The 16,163-nt window shown below is 37.5% G+C and carries 12 protein-coding genes and 1 pseudogene; 2 read left to right on the forward strand and 11 right to left on the reverse strand.

All coding sequences use genetic code 11. The features are described from left to right. The first annotated feature begins 38 nt into the window (after positions 1–38). Positions 39–1,265: a DUF4861 domain-containing protein gene (locus BUC21_RS06245; protein ID WP_073400309.1), complete on the forward strand. Its 1,227-nt coding sequence runs from the start codon at positions 39–41 to the stop codon at positions 1,263–1,265. A gap of 327 nt (positions 1,266–1,592) precedes the next feature. Here BUC21_RS06245 and queG read toward each other — a convergent pair whose 3' ends face one another. From queG to BUC21_RS06270, 5 genes are all read right to left on the reverse strand, one after another. Continuing rightward, positions 1,593–2,519 carry a tRNA epoxyqueuosine(34) reductase QueG gene (gene queG / locus BUC21_RS06250; RefSeq protein ID WP_073400311.1) on the reverse strand — a complete coding sequence of 309 codons (927 nt, stop codon included), beginning with the start codon at positions 2,517–2,519 and terminating at the stop codon, positions 1,593–1,595. Further along, the gene (locus BUC21_RS06255; RefSeq protein WP_073400313.1) at positions 2,519–3,127 is read right to left on the reverse strand and encodes a polysaccharide deacetylase family protein; all 609 of its coding nucleotides are present in this window, start codon (positions 3,125–3,127) and stop codon (positions 2,519–2,521) included. The genes queG and BUC21_RS06255 overlap by 1 nt, the downstream gene beginning before the upstream one ends. A gap of 14 nt (positions 3,128–3,141) precedes the next feature. Further along, positions 3,142–6,450, reverse strand: a complete 3,309-nt coding sequence (locus BUC21_RS06260; protein ID WP_073400315.1) for a glycosyltransferase family 117 protein — start codon at positions 6,448–6,450, stop codon at positions 3,142–3,144. Between the two features lie 146 nt (positions 6,451–6,596). Beyond that, positions 6,597–7,367, reverse strand: coding sequence for a metal ABC transporter ATP-binding protein (locus BUC21_RS06265; protein ID WP_073400317.1), 771 nt, complete (start codon positions 7,365–7,367; stop codon positions 6,597–6,599). Continuing rightward, positions 7,364–8,233 carry a metal ABC transporter solute-binding protein, Zn/Mn family gene (locus tag BUC21_RS06270; RefSeq protein ID WP_073400319.1) on the reverse strand — a complete coding sequence of 290 codons (870 nt, stop codon included), beginning with the start codon at positions 8,231–8,233 and terminating at the stop codon, positions 7,364–7,366. Before BUC21_RS06270 ends, BUC21_RS06265 begins: the two co-directional genes overlap by 4 nt. Before the next feature lie 100 nt (positions 8,234–8,333). On the opposite strand from BUC21_RS06270, the gene mnmD reads away from it, so the two are divergent. Beyond that, positions 8,334–9,074 carry a tRNA (5-methylaminomethyl-2-thiouridine)(34)-methyltransferase MnmC2 gene (gene mnmD, locus BUC21_RS06275; protein ID WP_073400322.1) on the forward strand — a complete coding sequence of 247 codons (741 nt, stop codon included), beginning with the start codon at positions 8,334–8,336 and terminating at the stop codon, positions 9,072–9,074. On the opposite strand, the gene BUC21_RS06280 is transcribed toward mnmD, so the two are convergent. The 6 genes and pseudogenes from BUC21_RS06280 to epsC all read right to left on the reverse strand — a co-directional run bounded on the left by BUC21_RS06280 (position 9,069) and on the right by epsC (position 16,070). Next, on the reverse strand, positions 9,069–9,563 hold the full coding sequence (locus tag BUC21_RS06280; protein WP_073400324.1) for a YqaA family protein: 495 nt from the start codon (positions 9,561–9,563) through the stop codon (positions 9,069–9,071). The genes mnmD and BUC21_RS06280 overlap by 6 nt on opposite strands. After that, a complete protein-coding gene (locus BUC21_RS06285) occupies positions 9,551–10,546 on the reverse strand; it encodes a hypothetical protein (RefSeq protein WP_073400326.1) in 996 nt (331 codons plus the stop codon). The genes BUC21_RS06280 and BUC21_RS06285 overlap by 13 nt, the downstream gene beginning before the upstream one ends. Positions 10,547–10,552: 6 nt before the next feature. Continuing rightward, positions 10,553–11,821: a phosphoribosylamine--glycine ligase gene (purD, locus tag BUC21_RS06290; protein ID WP_073400328.1), complete on the reverse strand. Its 1,269-nt coding sequence runs from the start codon at positions 11,819–11,821 to the stop codon at positions 10,553–10,555. A gap of 16 nt (positions 11,822–11,837) precedes the next feature. Beyond that, positions 11,838–13,994 carry a S9 family peptidase gene (locus BUC21_RS06295; protein WP_073400330.1) on the reverse strand — a complete coding sequence of 719 codons (2,157 nt, stop codon included), beginning with the start codon at positions 13,992–13,994 and terminating at the stop codon, positions 11,838–11,840. 11 nt (positions 13,995–14,005) lie between these two features. Continuing rightward, positions 14,006–15,154, reverse strand: a pseudogene (locus BUC21_RS06300) (THUMP domain-containing class I SAM-dependent RNA methyltransferase); the annotation flags it as partial. Between the two features lie 16 nt (positions 15,155–15,170). Continuing rightward, entirely contained in the window at positions 15,171–16,070 is a 900-nt protein-coding gene (gene epsC / locus BUC21_RS06305) for a serine O-acetyltransferase EpsC (RefSeq protein ID WP_073400332.1), read from the reverse strand. Positions 16,071–16,163 lie beyond the last annotated feature (93 nt).

Genomic DNA, 16,163 nt, shown 5'->3' on the forward strand with positions numbered 1-16,163 from the left:
TTCATCGGCACGTTCGTTTTATAGTATAAGCAAACATAATGAAAAAGACAATCTTTTTATTATTTGCAGCATTTGCGGCTGCTTCTTGCTCAAGCAGCAAGAATATTAATGTAAAGGTAACTAATGTTTCTTCGCTTGATAGAAATAAAGAAATGGTAGAGGTTTCAATGGCCGAAATCAGCACTAAGTTACATCTTGCAGATACAGCTCAGGTTATAGTTCTGGATAAGAACGATCAGCAAGTTCCTTATCAGATTACTTATGACGCTAAGCTGATTTTCCCTTCAACCGTTAAGGCTAAATCTTCTGAAGTATATACCATAAAGACCGGAGTTCCTGAAACATTCAACACGCTTACTTTCGGAAAACAATTTCCTGAACGTGTAGATGATGTAGCGTGGGAAAACGATCGTATCGCATTCCGTACTTACGGTCCGGCTCTTCAGGCAACCGGCGAAAAAGCTTTTGGATATGACATTTGGGTAAAAAGGACAAACGACCTTGTTGTTGAAAACAGATATGCTATGGAACTTGACGATAGCACTAATGCCGAAATAAAAAGGTTGGCAATAACAGACCCTGCAGCTTCAAAGGCATTAAGAGAGAGAACTTCTTATCACTTTGATCACGGAAACGGACTGGATTATTATAAAGTTGGTCCTACACTTGGAGCGGGAACTTCTGCTTTCCTTGTAGATGGTGAAATGGTGTATCCTTATTGCTACAAAACACAGGAAGTTCTGGATAACGGACCGCTACGTTTTACTGTAAAGTTGGTTTATAATCCACTTAACATCAAAGGAAATTCAGTTATCGAAACACGTATTATCTCTCTTGATGCAGGCTCACAACTAAACAAGGTAAATCTTACTTTCAGTAAAGTCAATGCAGTTATGCCTTTGGCTAGCGGTATTGTAGTTCACACCGGAAGCAATGATTATAAAATGTCTGCTCAAAAAGGTTATATTGCTTACGCAGACCCTAAAGACCCGGTTAACGGACAAATTTATGTAGGTGCTGTTTTCCCTGCTAATGTAAAGGAAGCTAAGTTTATGCCTTTTAAAGGAGCAGAAGCTTCTAAAATTAAAGATGGAGCAGAAGGACATGTAACTGCAATAAGCGATTATGAACCGGGCTCTGAATTCATGTACTACTTCGGTGCAGGATGGAGCAAATGGGGTTTCAACTCATCGGCCGACTGGTTTAAGTACGTAGATGAATTTGCACAAAAAGTACGCACTCCGCTAACTGTAACAGTTAAATAAAGCATACTGATTTATAATACAGGAAAACTGTTCTGAATACTCAGGGCAGTTTTTTTATTTTCCGGCTGGATTATTTCAAATATTCCCTGAATACTATTTAGCGACCTGCGCAGGTCGATTCTGCGAGTTGCGCAGGCTGTTAAAGCGAGTTGCGCAGCTCACTTTCGCGAGTTGTGCAGGTCGCTTAAAAGATTACACCGGTAATCAACAAAGATCCCGTTATTGTTTAATAAATTAGAGTAGTGAGAAACTGATTTGGAAAGAATACAATTGAGAAACGATCAGATATAATCGGGGAATTTAGGTGAAACCCGAAAAGCAGAACAATCATTCATCCGGCAAGATAGCCTTTAGATTCCGCATAAGGCCGTCATACTTTGCACGTTTTACGGCAGAACCTTTGAATAAAACACGATATTGCTCTACAGTCAAAGCCTTCCAGTCTTCTTCTTCCATAGAAAGAAGCGCGTCAGAAGGTTCAAAATCTGCAATCTGATGAGGAGAAGCAAATCGATTCCAAGGACAGCATTTCTGGCAATCGTCACAACCATACAGATGATTACCCATTTTCGGGGCTATTCCAGGCTCTATTTCGCCTTTATGTTCAATAGTCAGGTAAGATATGCAACGATTGGAGTTAAGGAGAAATGGCTTTTCTAAAGCCTTCACAGGACATGCATCCAGACAGCGGGTGCAATTACCGCATTTGCTCTGTATTGGGGAATCATAATCAAGCTCAATATCCAGAAAGATTTCACCCAAAAAGAAATAGGAACCCGCACTAGGAATAATCAGCTGAGTGTTCTTTCCAATCCATCCAAGACCGGCTTTTTGCGCCCAGTAACGATCAAGAACGGGTGCTGTATCACAGAAAACTCTCCCGTTGACCGGTGTCAAGTATTCATTAATGAAGGTAAACAGTTCTGTAAGCTTGGCTTTCATTACCTCATGATAATCTTTTCCATAGGCATAATAAGCAAACTGCAGTTGTTCTTCTCTCAGTTTGCGCGAAGGGTAATAATTTAGCGCAACAGAGACAATGCTTTTAGTTCCTTCTACCAGCAAGCGTGGATCACATCGTTTATCAAAGTGATTGTTCATGTACACCATTCCTGCCTGATTACCATCTGCAAGCCATTGTTCCAAATAAGCCATACTCTCTCCTACGGCATCTGCACGAGCAATACCACAAGCAGAAAAGCCGAGGCGTAATGCTTCGGCTTTTATTTGTTGAGAAAGTACTTCTTTATCCATTATAATAACTTAAACTGATAGCCTTGCTCAAGTAACCATTCTATAGAACGAGGTAAAGCATACTTCATGTTTTCTTCGGACTTCAGCGAATCGTGAAAGGTTATAATGGAACCATTACGCACATAATGCTTCACCTTTTCGAAAACCTGCTCGCCATTTAGTTTATTACTATAATCACGAGTTACCAAATCCCACATTATTATTTTATACTTCTTCCTGAGAACATAATACTGAGCAGCTCTCATGTGGCCGTGTGGCGGGCGAAAAAGATCTGACTTAATCATCTCATTTGCCTTATCAGTATTGGCCAGATAATTCTTCGTGAGAAATCCAAATCCCCTGATATGATTAAATGTATGATTCCCTACACGATGACCACGTTCAAGAAGCATTTTAAACTCTTCAGGGTGCTTGCGCACATTATCTCCTACCAGAAAGAAGGTAGCTTTAATTCCGTACTTATCTAATAAATCTAATACCCAGGGAGTTATTTCGGGAATGGGTCCATCATCGAAAGTGAGATAAACAGCTTTCTCTTTCGGATCCATTCTCCAAATAGCCCCCGGATAAAGAGCCCTTATTAACTTTGGGGGTTGTTCAATAAACATCTTTTTTTATTCCACTATTTTGCACCAGTTCTCATTGAATAAGAAGCATAAAGTGCTTCAAATTTCTTTGAGTAATCTGGCAATAAAGACGATTTATATGCTTTAAGCAATTTATTTGTTTCGTCCAGAATATATAAATTATAAACGCATTCCTGATTACTTGCCGCAAGTTGTGAGTTATTCATACTCAAGTACCATCTTACATATTGGCTGGACTTGGTGAACAAATCGGTAAGAATCTTCTCTGCTTTCTGTTTCTGTCCAAGTGCAAAGTAGGCTTTAGCCATTTCCATTGATCCACTTTGGAAATCGTGAGGAACAGAAGCAGTAGGAATAACCTTACTTCCATAATCTAGCAATTTCAAAGCTTTATCTTTCTTGCCTTGATTAACAAGTTGAAGAGCAAGCTGAGAGAACAATCTACGGTGCGAGTAACACATTCTCAGTACATTTTCGTCAAGATAAACTTTAGGATTATCCATTCCGCCCCATTTAAACTTGTTCATGATGTTATTATACATCTTCTCGCTATCCATGCGAGCACCAAGTTTAGCTGTATTAAACGGAGTAATACGGTAAGCAAGACCTTCCTGACAGAAATTATCTGAGAAACAAAGGTGATTTTCTGATCCAACAGATATTGCCATATAAACAGGGCGTTCCCAGTTACATTCAGCAATCATCTCAAGCATCATCAATTCCGACTTACTGATTCCACGTTTACCCTTTAATGAAAGAGTCATATAATCTGGAATAACTCCATTCAATGAATCAGGAATCATCATGCCCGAACGTTTAATAGCCTCCTTATCAAGCTTGATAACTATACTATCTGTAGGGATAATCTTAAATTCTTCCTTATCTGAACGTACCCAATGTTTAAGAATGTTCTTTAATTCGAATGGGTTTTCACCAAAATTCTTTTTAGCTTCAGCCGGGTTACTCTTATAAAGAGCAAGAATTGTTTCTTTCACTTCCGGACGAACCTGGATATATTCGTTCACACCGGTAACGTATTCCAAACGGTTCCATGTAATAGGAACTGATGGAGAGTTATAAGCCGGACGTTTCATTTGGTCAATATACCAGTCTGTCTGCAAATAGCTTAAGTTACAAACACGAACATCGGTACGGAATCCTTCTGTTTCCTGATTATACCACAATGGGAAAGTATCGTTATCACCATTGGTAAAGATTATCGGGTTACCTTTAGTCTGACAAGAGTTCAAATAGTTCTGACCAATGTCACGACAAGCATAACGATCAGAGCGGTCATGGTCATCCCATGTCTGGCCAGCCATCTGAATTGGCACAATCAAACAAGCTATTGATGCAATAACAGCAGATGGAGTTTCGCCCAGTTTCTTATTTAACAACCTTACTAATCCGGCAACACCCATACCAATCCATATTGCATACGCATAGAATGAGCCGGCATAAGCATAATCTCGCTCACGAGGCTGACTTGGAGTTTGATTCAGATATACAACAATGGCTATACCAGTCATAAAGAACAAGAAGAATACAGCCCAGAATCCCTGAATGCCTTTTTGTCCGCGATAAGCCTGGAATATAATTCCGATTATACCCAGCAACAATGGAAGACAGTAGTAAACATTATGTCCTCTGTTGTTAGCAAGATCATCAGGCAACAAAGACTGATCTCCAACCAAAGCATTATCAATAAAAGGAATACCGGTTATCCAGTTACCATGTTCAATTTCCCCTGAACCTTGAATATCATTCTGTCTTCCGGCAAAGTTCCACATAAAGTAACGCCAATACATAAAGTTCATCTGGTATGAGAAGAAGAATTTTATGTTCTCCAGCTGTGTAGGCATGTTAACAGTAACCATTTCGCCGCACTGATCATAAGGAACATCATATCCTTCAATATTCATCCAGTTCTTATATTGAGCTTCGTGTGCAGAACTATACATACGAGGGAACAACATGTTCTGAGCATAAACATAGTCTTGCTGGTTACCTGCTGTAACATATTGGTCTTTTTCGTTTGGAGAAGCTTTTTCTTTTCTGATATAGATTGGAGCACCTTCTTCAACGACCGGAGAACAATAGCCATCTTTCTCTTCCAATTTTACTTTGGATGAATAAGCTGGGCCATAGAAAAGAGGTCGGGTACCATATTGTTCACGTCCCAAGTAACTTCCCAAAGTGAAGATATCTTCAGGAGAGTTCTGATCCATCGGTGTATTGGCAGTTGAACGAATAACGATCAATGCATAAGATGAATATCCAACCATAATCATCATAATGCAAAGCAAAGAAGTATTCAATGTACGTGCACTAATCTGATATTTCTTATTGATAAACTCAGCAAACAAGTAAATTGCCAAAACAGCTAACACAATTGCACCAATCACAACACTACTTGTGCCGTGACCATAGAAAGGAATTCCTAAAAGCGCAACAGTCAGCAGGAATGACAACTTCATCTTTTTATCACTCTTTTCTACATAAGATTCATATATCCCCCAGAAAATAGCAGCTAAAAGAATAATAATATAAATAATAAGTCCTGTGTTAAATGGTAATCCGAAATCGTTTACAAACAAGAGTTCAAACCATCCTCCTACTTTTACAAAACCTGGAACAATACCATAAAGCACAATACCGATCAAGGCCATTGAACCTACTAATGCAAGCAAAGAACCTTTTGCATTAGCATTAGGATGTTTCTTGAAGTAGTAAACAAGTGCAATTGCCGGTATACAGAGCAAGTTAAGCAAGTGCACACCGATAGACAATCCGGTAAGATATGCAATCAGAACAAGCCAGCGATCAGAATGAGGCTCATCGGCCACATCTTCCCATTTCAATATTAACCAGAATACAACAGCAGTGAACAAAGAAGAATAAGCATAAACTTCACCTTCTACAGCACTGAACCAGAAAGTATCTGAAAACGTATATACTAAAGCTCCCACAAGACCACTGCCCATAATGGTAATAAGCTGGCTAAGCTTTGGTTCTTCACCATCTTTTAAAACAAGCTTTCTTGTTAAGTGGGTAATTGTCCAGAAAAGAAACATAATACAAGCAGCACTCATCAAAGCCGACATCGTATTAACCATCCTGGCTACCATTGCCGGATCGCTAACGAATTGAGTAAAGAAATTAGCTGTCAGCATAAAGAAAGGTGCACCGGGAGGATGCCCTACTTCCAGTTTATAACTTGAAGTAATAAACTCTCCACAATCCCAGAAACTGGCTGTGGGTTCTATTGTCAGGCAATAGACAACGGCTGCAATAGCAAATGCAAACCAACCCGTCAGGTTGTTCACTAACTTGTACTGTTTCATTAAAAATATGTTTATATTGTTACATACGCGCGGCAAAGATAGAAAACTTTAATTAAAAATATGCAAGTAACGCTTGTTTTCAGTCTTTTAGGAAGTTCAAAGTTTAACTATTTTCATCTTTTTAATGATTATAAACATTAAAATTTTTACTTCTGTTCTTCGTGATGGTGATTCTTTATGATGCGGTGAGGAAGTTCACCATGTCCCAACAACTCAATAGGACATTCAAACTTCTCTTCCAACCATTCTGCAGAGACCTCTGAATCGGGATGATAATCGAGTGTTTCATTCACACATGCTATTGTTTTTACGTTACTGATAACTGTACCAATATCATGAGAAACCAAGATGATTGCCCGCTCTTTATTTATTTCGGAGAGAGTTTCATAAAGACGGCTCTCAAAACGCTTATCAATATAAGTATTTGGCTCGTCAAGAATTACAATCTCGGGATTAGAAACAATAGCTCGTGCCAGCAAAACACGTTGAAGCTGTCCGCCGGACAACTGACCGATAGTTTTTTTCTCAAGCCCTTGCAATCCCATGTGAGTAATAATTTCCTCAACCTGTGCATGGTGCTCATCCGAGAATTTCTTAATCAGAGACTTTTTCCGGCTTAAACCCGAAAGAATTACATCATATACAGATATCGGGAATTTCTTATCTATAGCACTATACTGAGGTAAATATCCCATCGACAAGTTATCTACCGGTTTCCCGTCACGTAGAAAACGGATTTCTCCACTTTCCGGCTTCAGCAAGCCCAGAATAAGTTTAATTAATGTGGTTTTCCCTCCGCCGTTTGGTCCTATGATGCCTAAGAAATCACGCTCATAAACATTCAGGTTTACATCACGCAACACTGTTTTATTATCATAACTAGCAAACAGGTGTTCTATTTCAATAATCTTGTTCATCGTTTCAATGCTTGGGCTATTCTAATCATTTCTCCTTTCCAATCATAAGAAAGAGGATTAATGCGCACAATCTTTGTTCCGGTTTCTTTGGCTATTAATTCTGCATTACTCTTATCGAACTCTTCCTGCACAAAGATAACCCGTACTCCCTCTTTTTTGCATGTCTGCATCAGTTCTTTCAACTGTGAAGGTGAAGGCTCTTTTCCTCCGGCTTCAATAGAAATCTGATGCAATCCATAATCGCGTGCAAAGTAAGACAGAGCAGGATGGTAAATCATAAACGATTTATCAGCTCCTTTTAATATTGTTCGAAGTGTATCATCAACAGCTTTTATCTCTTGTTTTAGCTTATTACATCTCTGGATATAATAAGATTTGTTTTCTTTATCCAAAGAACATAGAGCTTTACAAGTATTATCTGCTATAATTTGTGCATTAATTGTTGAATTCCAGATATGAGGATCAGCCTCATTAGAAGAGTGATGATGACCATCTTCACTATCATGGTGATGGGTCCCAAATACTAGTTTTATGCCTGTTGATGTATCAAAAGGACGCATCTGAGGTGCATTCTCCATCAAACGACTAAACCAAACCAGCTCAAAACCTATATAACCGATGCGAAGATAGGCTTCACTTTTACCAAGAGAAACCAATTGGGCAGGAGTTGGGTCGTAACTCTCGGGGCTGGTTCCTTTAGGCACCATGCTTATAACAGAATATTTATCTCCAGCTATTTGCTCTGTAAAATAACGCTGTGGCTCAATAGTAACAGTTAATATTCTTTTACCAGACTCTTTTTTATTTGTACATCCGATAAAGCTAATACTGATTAATAAAGATAGTGCAATAAGTATTTTATTCATAATTTCGTTTTAATCCGTACTTTGCAAAAGTAATTATAAATATTGATAGTAAGATGAAATTCCTTACCTTTGTTGGCAAAACAAGGGGTCCAAATAAATAATGGAAACAAAACAAAAATCACTTTTATCCGAGATAGAACTTACGGCAGATGGGAGCCATACACTTTTTGTTCCGTCGATGAATGAGCATTATCACTCTGTAAACGGAGCAAAAACTGAAGCAGAACATATCTATATAAACTATGGTTTCAAAGAAAGTTCTGCCTCTCCTGTAAACGTACTGGAAATTGGTTTTGGAACAGGATTGAATGCTTTTCTTACATTGGTTGAAACACAGAAACTGCAAAAACAAACTGTCTATACAAGTCTTGAACTATATCCATTATCTCAGGAAGTAATAGAGCAACTGAATTATCCCAGTATCATATATCCGGAGTTTTCAAATCTTTATTTTGACTTACACCGCGCTGAATGGAATAAGCTGTGCAAAATCTCAGCTGATTTCTCTTTATTGAAAGTCAACATCGATTTTACTCAGATATCTCAAGCCAATGAATCTTCAAAGTGGAAATTAGGAAGTATAGACAATCAGTCCATCTCTTATGATGTTGTCTATTTTGATGCATTTGCACCAGAAAAGCAACCTGAAATGTGGAGTCAAGATTTATTTGATGCTATATATGCTTCTATGAGCAATAACGGTATACTAATGACATATTGCGCAAAAGGAGTAGTAAGAAGAATGCTTCAAACTTCTGGATTTAAAGTGGAAAGATTGCCTGGCCCTCCGGGGAAAAGAGAAATATTAAGAGCCACAAAACAAGAAAATAATCAATTATAAATTATGTATCATTGACAGAAAACCGTCAACTGCATATAACATACAATATACTACAAATATATAACGAACTAATTTACCTACAAACATAGAAGTAGTAGTAAGAAGAATATTACTGCGCATAAAGCCCAGCGCCATAGAAATAACTTCTCCTATAGTTGGCAAGAAAGCAAAAAATGCCATCATGGCACCTTTTCCCTGAAGAAACTTTTGCATCTTTAAAATCTTCTCATGCTTTACTTTGAAATATTTTTCGGCCCATTCTATTTTGCCTAAATATCCAATATAGTAGCAAGACATTCCACCGGCTGTATTTCCCAATGAAGCCCAGACTACAGAATATAAAGGATCGAAACCCAATTTTATAAGTACGACAAGCACTATTTCAGAGCTAAAAGGTATAATACTTCCCGCAAGCATAGCAGAGACAAACAGTCCCGGATATCCCATATCTATAAGAAACTGCTGAACTGTAGCTATTATAGCATCCATAAATTATATATAAGAAGAGTTGCTAATCCTATTAAAGAAACAATAAAGAATATGTTTGAGCTGCGACTCTTTGTCAAAGCAAAAAAGTGGCCAGCAAGGAAACTGAAACAAACCAATAATAAAGGAAATACTGTCACGAAATGTTGTGGCTGAAGTATTAATAGTACAAGCAAACAAGTTCCTATTAGGGAGAAAAAATTTAAATATGCTCTTGTACGTATTTTATCTTGCCACCCGTTTATTAAACTATTAGCCACACCGACAATAAATAGCAAAATAATATAACTTATAGTCGCCATCTGCCAACCCTTTAAAACTAAAAGATTAACAGGTTCAAAAGTAATAAGTGTTTGGAAAGGATGATAAATCATCTCCAAATGATTAAATGTAAACGCATATCCTGCCAAAAACCAAAAAGGAAACATAATACCTAATAATCCGGCAAAGAAACTTCTAGGATTTAATGATTGAAAGTTGTAAGCAGCAATAAGATAAAAAGGAGCCAGATATAATAACTGAGGAAGAATTAAACCACTTAATCCTAAAAACATCCAGGAGTAAAAAACATTACCTGAAGGATTTGCCTGCTGATAGGACTTAAAAAGAAAATAGATAGATATTACCATGAAAAGCGTTGATGCCGTTCCAACATGCAACGGATACAACTCGGGACAGGCAGCAATAACTATCAAGTAAAAAGAGGTCTGGATTGAAGCTCTAAGGCGTATAATACCAAAAGTATTATTAAGCTCAATTAATAGATAACTAATAAAAGCATAAAAAACGAAGTTTATTAATAAACTTATAGACTTGCCCAGAAAAAAAGGCTCCAGCATCTGCCAGACCGGTGACGAAGAATGAGAAAACACTGCTACAGGTTTAATAAAATAAACCCCAAGCCAGATCATAACAGACAATAACATAACGACAGGCAAAGTAATTTTACCTGTCGTTATTCTATGTTGTATACTTTTTCTTATCATCTATATTTATAAATCAAATCCAATATCTGAACGGAAATACTTCTTTTCAAAATCGATTAGTTTAGCAGCAGAGAATGATTGTGCCAAGGCTTCATCTTTATTATTGCCATAAGAGCTGATTGCCAAAACACGACCACCATTGGTAACAACCTGACCATCTTTCATAGTAGTTCCAGCATGGAATACAATGCTATCTTTAACCTGGTCTAGTCCACTAATCGGGAATCCTTTATCATAATGCTCAGGATAACCACCAGAAACCAACATTACACTAACAGCAGTACGAGGATCTTCTTCCAATACTTTTTCATCAAGATTGCCAGCAGCTACTCCTTCAAAAAGTTCTACAAGGTCACTCTTCACACGAAGCATCACAGATTCTGTTTCAGGATCTCCCATACGAACATTATATTCAATGACCATTGGTTCACCTTTCACATTTATCAGTCCTAAGAATATAAAACCTTTATAATCGATTCCTTCCTGAGCTAAGCCCTCTACTGTTGGACGAATAATTCGCTCGTCTACTTTCTTCATCCAGGCAGCATCAGCAAATGGAACTGGAGTAACAGAACCCATACCACCGGTATTTAATCCTTTATCACCTTCGCCAATACGTTTATAATCTTTAGCTACCGGAAGTACTTTATAGTTTTTACCGTCTGAAAGGACAAAAACAGAACATTCAATACCGCTAAGGAATTCTTCAATAACAACAGTTGCACTGGCATCGCCAAACATTCCACTAAGCATCTCTTGCAGTTCCTTTTTTGCTTCTTCCAAAGTAGGCAAAATAAGTACACCTTTTCCAGCGCAAAGTCCATCAGCCTTCAATACATAAGGAGCTTCCAATGTTTCAAGGAAATCAAGACCTTCCTGCAAATTAGCAGATGTTATACTCTTATAGCCAGCAGTTGGAATATTATGACGCATCATAAATGCTTTAGCAAATTCTTTGCTACCTTCCAATGTTGCACCTTTTTGTGAAGGTCCTATTACCGGTATCTTATTTAATTCAGAATCTTTCTGAAAATAATCATAGATTCCCTTTACAAGAGGATCTTCAGGGCCAACTACGACCATATTTATATTATTGTCAAGAACAAAAGCTTTGATAGAAGAAAAATCATCCGCCTTAATATTAACATTTTCTCCTACACTGCCCGTTCCTGCATTTCCCGGAGCAATATACAATTTTTCTATCTTTGGGCTCTGCGCTATTTTCCATGCTAATGCATGTTCTCTTCCACCCGAACCTAATAATAATAATTTCATAGTTGTATTGTATTATTTATTTAAGAAACTCATCAAAATACTGAGTCATTTTATTATTTAAATGTACACGGTCTTTACCTACAACACCATGTTCATGTCCCGGATAGATAAATAAATCCGGATAAGTACCAGCTTCAATGCAAGCTTTCATAAAAGAATAAGTATGCTGAGGAACACAAGTAGGATCTACTCCTCCATGAATTACCAACAGATGTCCTTTCAGGTTACCTGCCTTGAGTTTCATATTAGAATCTTTGTAACCTTCCGGATTTGTTTCAGGTGTATCCATATAACGTTCACCATACATAACTTCATAATAACTCCAGTCAATAACAGGTCCACCTGCTACGCCAACCTTGAATGTATCCGGATAACGTAACATTAGATTCGTTGTCATAAATCCACCAAAGCTCCATCCGTGAACTCCAATTCTATTTGCATCAACAAATGGAAGAGTCTTCAGGAATTCAACACCTTTCATCTGATCTTTAGCTTCAACTACACCCAAGTGACGGAAAGTTGCCTGTTCAAATTCCAGACCACGATTTTCGCTTCCGTGATTATCTATGCTGAACATCACATAGCCTTTGCTTGCCATATAGATTTCCCAGCCACGCGCTCCACCAAGCCAAGTGTTGTTTACGACCTGAGCATGAGGACCACCATATACATAAATAACGGTTGGATATTTCTTTGAAGGATCAAAATCAACAGGTTTTATCAAGCGATAATAAAGATCGGTTACCCCATCATCAGCCTTGATTGTTCCCATCTCAATAGTTGGAGTTTTGTATCCATCATAAGGATTACTTGCTGTAAGCAAATTATTCACCTTTCCTTTAGTTACATCAATAAGATCAATACAACGAGGAGTAGTGGTGGATACATATCTATCGATTACATATTTTCCTGAAGCCGAAAGCAGTGTTGTATGAGTTCCGGCAGCCGGAGTAATTCTCGTACGTTTACCTGTTTTCAGATTAACTTTATATGTTTGAGCTTCCAATGGACTTGCTTCGGTTGATGAAATATAAATATTGTCTCCTTTTGCATCAAATCCAAGAATATCCTTCACTAACCAATTGCCTTTTGTCAACTGCTTTATAAGTTTACCATCTATATTATATAAGTATAAATGATTAAAGCCATCTCTCTGACTTTGATAAATAAACTTAGTATTATCCCCTTTTAGAAATAATATAGGATGCTGTGGTTCTACATATTTCGGGCTACTCTCTTCAATCAACATCTTCTCCTTATTTCCACTTTCTACATTATAAGAGAAAAGTTGAGAGTGATTCTGATCACGATTTAATTCAATATAATAAAGAGTCTTTTCATCCGGACTCCAAGCTATATTGGTAAAATAACGATCTTTAGGATTGCCAGCATTGAGATATATAGTCTTTCCTGTAGCTACATTATATATTCCAATAGTCACTTCTTGACTAGTCATTCCCGCCATTGGATATTTTCCAGGTTTCACTGTAGCAATACGTGTATCTATATCTACAAAAGGATAATCGGCAACCATCCGTTCATCCATTCTGTAGAAAGCTAATAAATTTCCTTTTGGTGACCAGAAAGTACCTTTTGAAATTCCAAACTCATTACGGTGAACGCTTTGTCCACAAACAACGCCTTTTGGTTCATGAGTAATCTGGATATTCTGTCCTTTTGAATCAGCAATATAGAGGTTATTATCAATGGTATAAGCTACTGCATTATTTTCTTTGCAATAATCGTTATTCGCAGCTTTCTCTTTTACATTAATAACATTAGTTATTTTCTGCATCCCAAAATCATAAAAAACACTCTTCTGGGGCAAATCAATTTTCATGATTTTCTTTTCAGGAAAGGGAAAAGAAACTGAATAAAAATGACTGATCTTTCCTAGCTTCTGATCTCCTAACAACTTATTAACCTGTTCCAGGGTTACGATCGTGGTTTCTTTCATTTTGTTGGCAGGATCAATAGAAACAAGTTTATCTATATCCGGCTTTATACAAATATCACCCCACCATTGCAAACCATAAATATTCTCAGGAAGATGCTGAGCATAAGTAGCACCTCCCGGAATTAAATCATCTATAGTGAATTCTTTCAAATTCTGAGCCATAGTTCCAGCAGATAAAAACAATGTTGCACCCAAGGCCATCATTAATTTTTTCATCTTTAATATGCTTTTTCTTTCTTGAAATCTTTATATTTTCCTCCAAAGATCTGGTATTTGCGGAATTCACATTCCAAAGATCCATTGAAAAGTGGAATTTTGCGAGATGGCTTCAATCCAATCTGATCAAAACATTCTTCACGATAACTTAAAATCCATGCGTCCTGATCAGTAAAGGCATGTTTCAGGCGTTCGCCAATCATTTGATACAATCCCAATAAATCACGAGTAGAGATACGTTCACCATAAGGAGGATTCATAACTATAACCGATTTTTCCTTTGGCTTTTCAAATTGTTGGAAAGGCTGTAATTTCAAAATAATTTCCTTAGACAAACCTGCAGCCTTTACATTATTGATTGCAATCTCATGTGCCTGAGGGTTATTATCGTAACCAAATATTTTATGATCGAACTCACGCTCCTGAGAATCATCATTATAGATATTATCAAACATTTCCTGATCAAAGTCTTTCCATCTTTCGAATGCAAATTCTTTGCGGAAAACACCCGGTGCAATATTACGGGCAATAAGTGCAGCTTCAATAGGAATAGTTCCTGATCCACACATTGGGTCAATTAAATCACATTGTCCATGCCAGCCTGTCATCAAAATCATTCCCGCTGCAAGCACTTCGTTTAATGGAGCTTCAACAGCTTCCTGACGATAACCTCTACGATGAAGAGATTCACCAGAAGAGTCTAATGAAAGGGTACATTTATTTTGTGCAATATGAATATTCAAAAGAACATCAGGCTTGTTAATACGTACGGAAGGGCGTTTGCCATTTAAATCTTTGAAATAGTCTACAATAGCATCTTTTACTTTGTACGCTACAAACTTTGAATGACGAAACTCTTCGCTAAAAACAACTGCATCTACAGCAAAAGTTTTATCTGCATCAAGGTACTCTTCCCAATTAATTTTTTTAATCTGATTGTATACCTCATCAGCATCCTTAGCGTTAAAGTGTTTGATAGGTTTTAAAATACGAATCGCTGTACGCAAACAAAAATTTGCACGATACATCATTTCTTTATCACCAGAGAAGGAGACCATACGTCTGCCAATCTGTACATCATTTGCTCCTAAATTAGTTAATTCTTCAGCTAAGACTTCTTCCAGCCCTTGGAAAGTTTTTGCTATAAGTTCAAATTGCATATATTATTTTTAAAATTTATTTTTTTGCTTTTGTTTGTACCAGTCTTGCTCCCGGCGGAACATCTTCAGTTACCCATATATTACCTCCAACAGTAGCCCCTTTTCCAACAATTATACGTCCCAGAATAGTAGCGTTAGAGTATACAATAACATCATCTTCAAGAATTGGATGACGTGGAATTCCTTTGATAGGATTACCATCATTATCGAGTGGGAAGCTTTTAGCACCAAGAGTTACACCCTGATAGAGCTTTACATTATTGCCAATGATACTGGTTGCACCAATTACAACACCCGTTCCGTGGTCTATAGTAAAATAAGATCCAATCTGCGCTCCGGGATGTATATCAATTCCTGTTTCAGAATGAGCCATTTCTGTAATGATACGAGGAATTAAAGGAACTTCAAGTTTCAACAATTCATGAGCGATTCTGTAATTTGTAATGGCTTTAATAGCAGGATAGCAGCAAATTACTTCTCCAAAGCTTTGCGCCGCTGGGTCTCCATTATAAGCAGCTTCAACATCAGTTGCCAAAGTACGGCGTAACTGAGGGAATAGTCCAATAAGCTTAGCAGCTAAATCTGCAGCTTTTGCCTGTTTAGATTCAGTATCCTCTGTACATTCTTCTGAAGCACCAAAACATAAACCTGCCATTATTTGCTTGGTAAGCAAACCAAAAAGCTTTTCAATATTTACTCCGATATGATAATTGATAGTGCGGCTATTCACCGTTGAGTTTCCAAAATAACCTGGAAAAAGAATCGCACGCGAAAGCTCTATAATATCTTGAAGAATCTTGGCAGAAGGAAGTGGCTCTCCATCTTTATGCTGATGCATCAATCCCTTATATGATTCGCTTTCCGAAAGCTCATCAACAGCTTGTGTCAGAATGTGAGTAAAATTCATTGGACTCATAAGTAATCCCTACTATTTATAACTGCGCAAAGTTAGGAATTATTGCCAATAATACAATGAATTAGCTTTGAAATCTCACGTTTATTAATAATT

Source organism: Bacteroides luti (assembly GCF_900128905.1).
Lineage (GTDB): Bacteria > Bacteroidota > Bacteroidia > Bacteroidales > Bacteroidaceae > Bacteroides > Bacteroides luti.

What these genes read in the sequence shown, in the direction of transcription:
- queG (WP_073400311.1), bottom strand. Translation starts at nt 2,519, where the DNA reads ATGGATAAAGAAGTACTTTCTCAACAAATAAAAGCCGAAGCATTACGC.
- BUC21_RS06295 (WP_073400330.1), bottom strand. Translation starts at nt 13,994, where the DNA reads ATGAAAAAATTAATGATGGCCTTGGGTGCAACATTGTTTTTATCTGCT.
- BUC21_RS06260 (WP_073400315.1), bottom strand. Translation starts at nt 6,450, where the DNA reads ATGAAACAGTACAAGTTAGTGAACAACCTGACGGGTTGGTTTGCATTT.
- mnmD (WP_073400322.1), top strand. Translation starts at nt 8,334, where the DNA reads ATGGAAACAAAACAAAAATCACTTTTATCCGAGATAGAACTTACGGCA.
- epsC (WP_073400332.1), bottom strand. Translation starts at nt 16,070, where the DNA reads ATGAGTCCAATGAATTTTACTCACATTCTGACACAAGCTGTTGATGAG.
- BUC21_RS06245 (WP_073400309.1), top strand. Translation starts at nt 39, where the DNA reads ATGAAAAAGACAATCTTTTTATTATTTGCAGCATTTGCGGCTGCTTCT.
- purD (WP_073400328.1), bottom strand. Translation starts at nt 11,821, where the DNA reads ATGAAATTATTATTATTAGGTTCGGGTGGAAGAGAACATGCATTAGCA.
- BUC21_RS06280 (WP_073400324.1), bottom strand. Translation starts at nt 9,563, where the DNA reads ATGGATGCTATAATAGCTACAGTTCAGCAGTTTCTTATAGATATGGGA.
- BUC21_RS06265 (WP_073400317.1), bottom strand. Translation starts at nt 7,367, where the DNA reads ATGAACAAGATTATTGAAATAGAACACCTGTTTGCTAGTTATGATAAT.
- BUC21_RS06270 (WP_073400319.1), bottom strand. Translation starts at nt 8,233, where the DNA reads ATGAATAAAATACTTATTGCACTATCTTTATTAATCAGTATTAGCTTT.
- BUC21_RS06255 (WP_073400313.1), bottom strand. Translation starts at nt 3,127, where the DNA reads ATGTTTATTGAACAACCCCCAAAGTTAATAAGGGCTCTTTATCCGGGG.
- BUC21_RS06285 (WP_073400326.1), bottom strand. Translation starts at nt 10,546, where the DNA reads ATGATAAGAAAAAGTATACAACATAGAATAACGACAGGTAAAATTACT.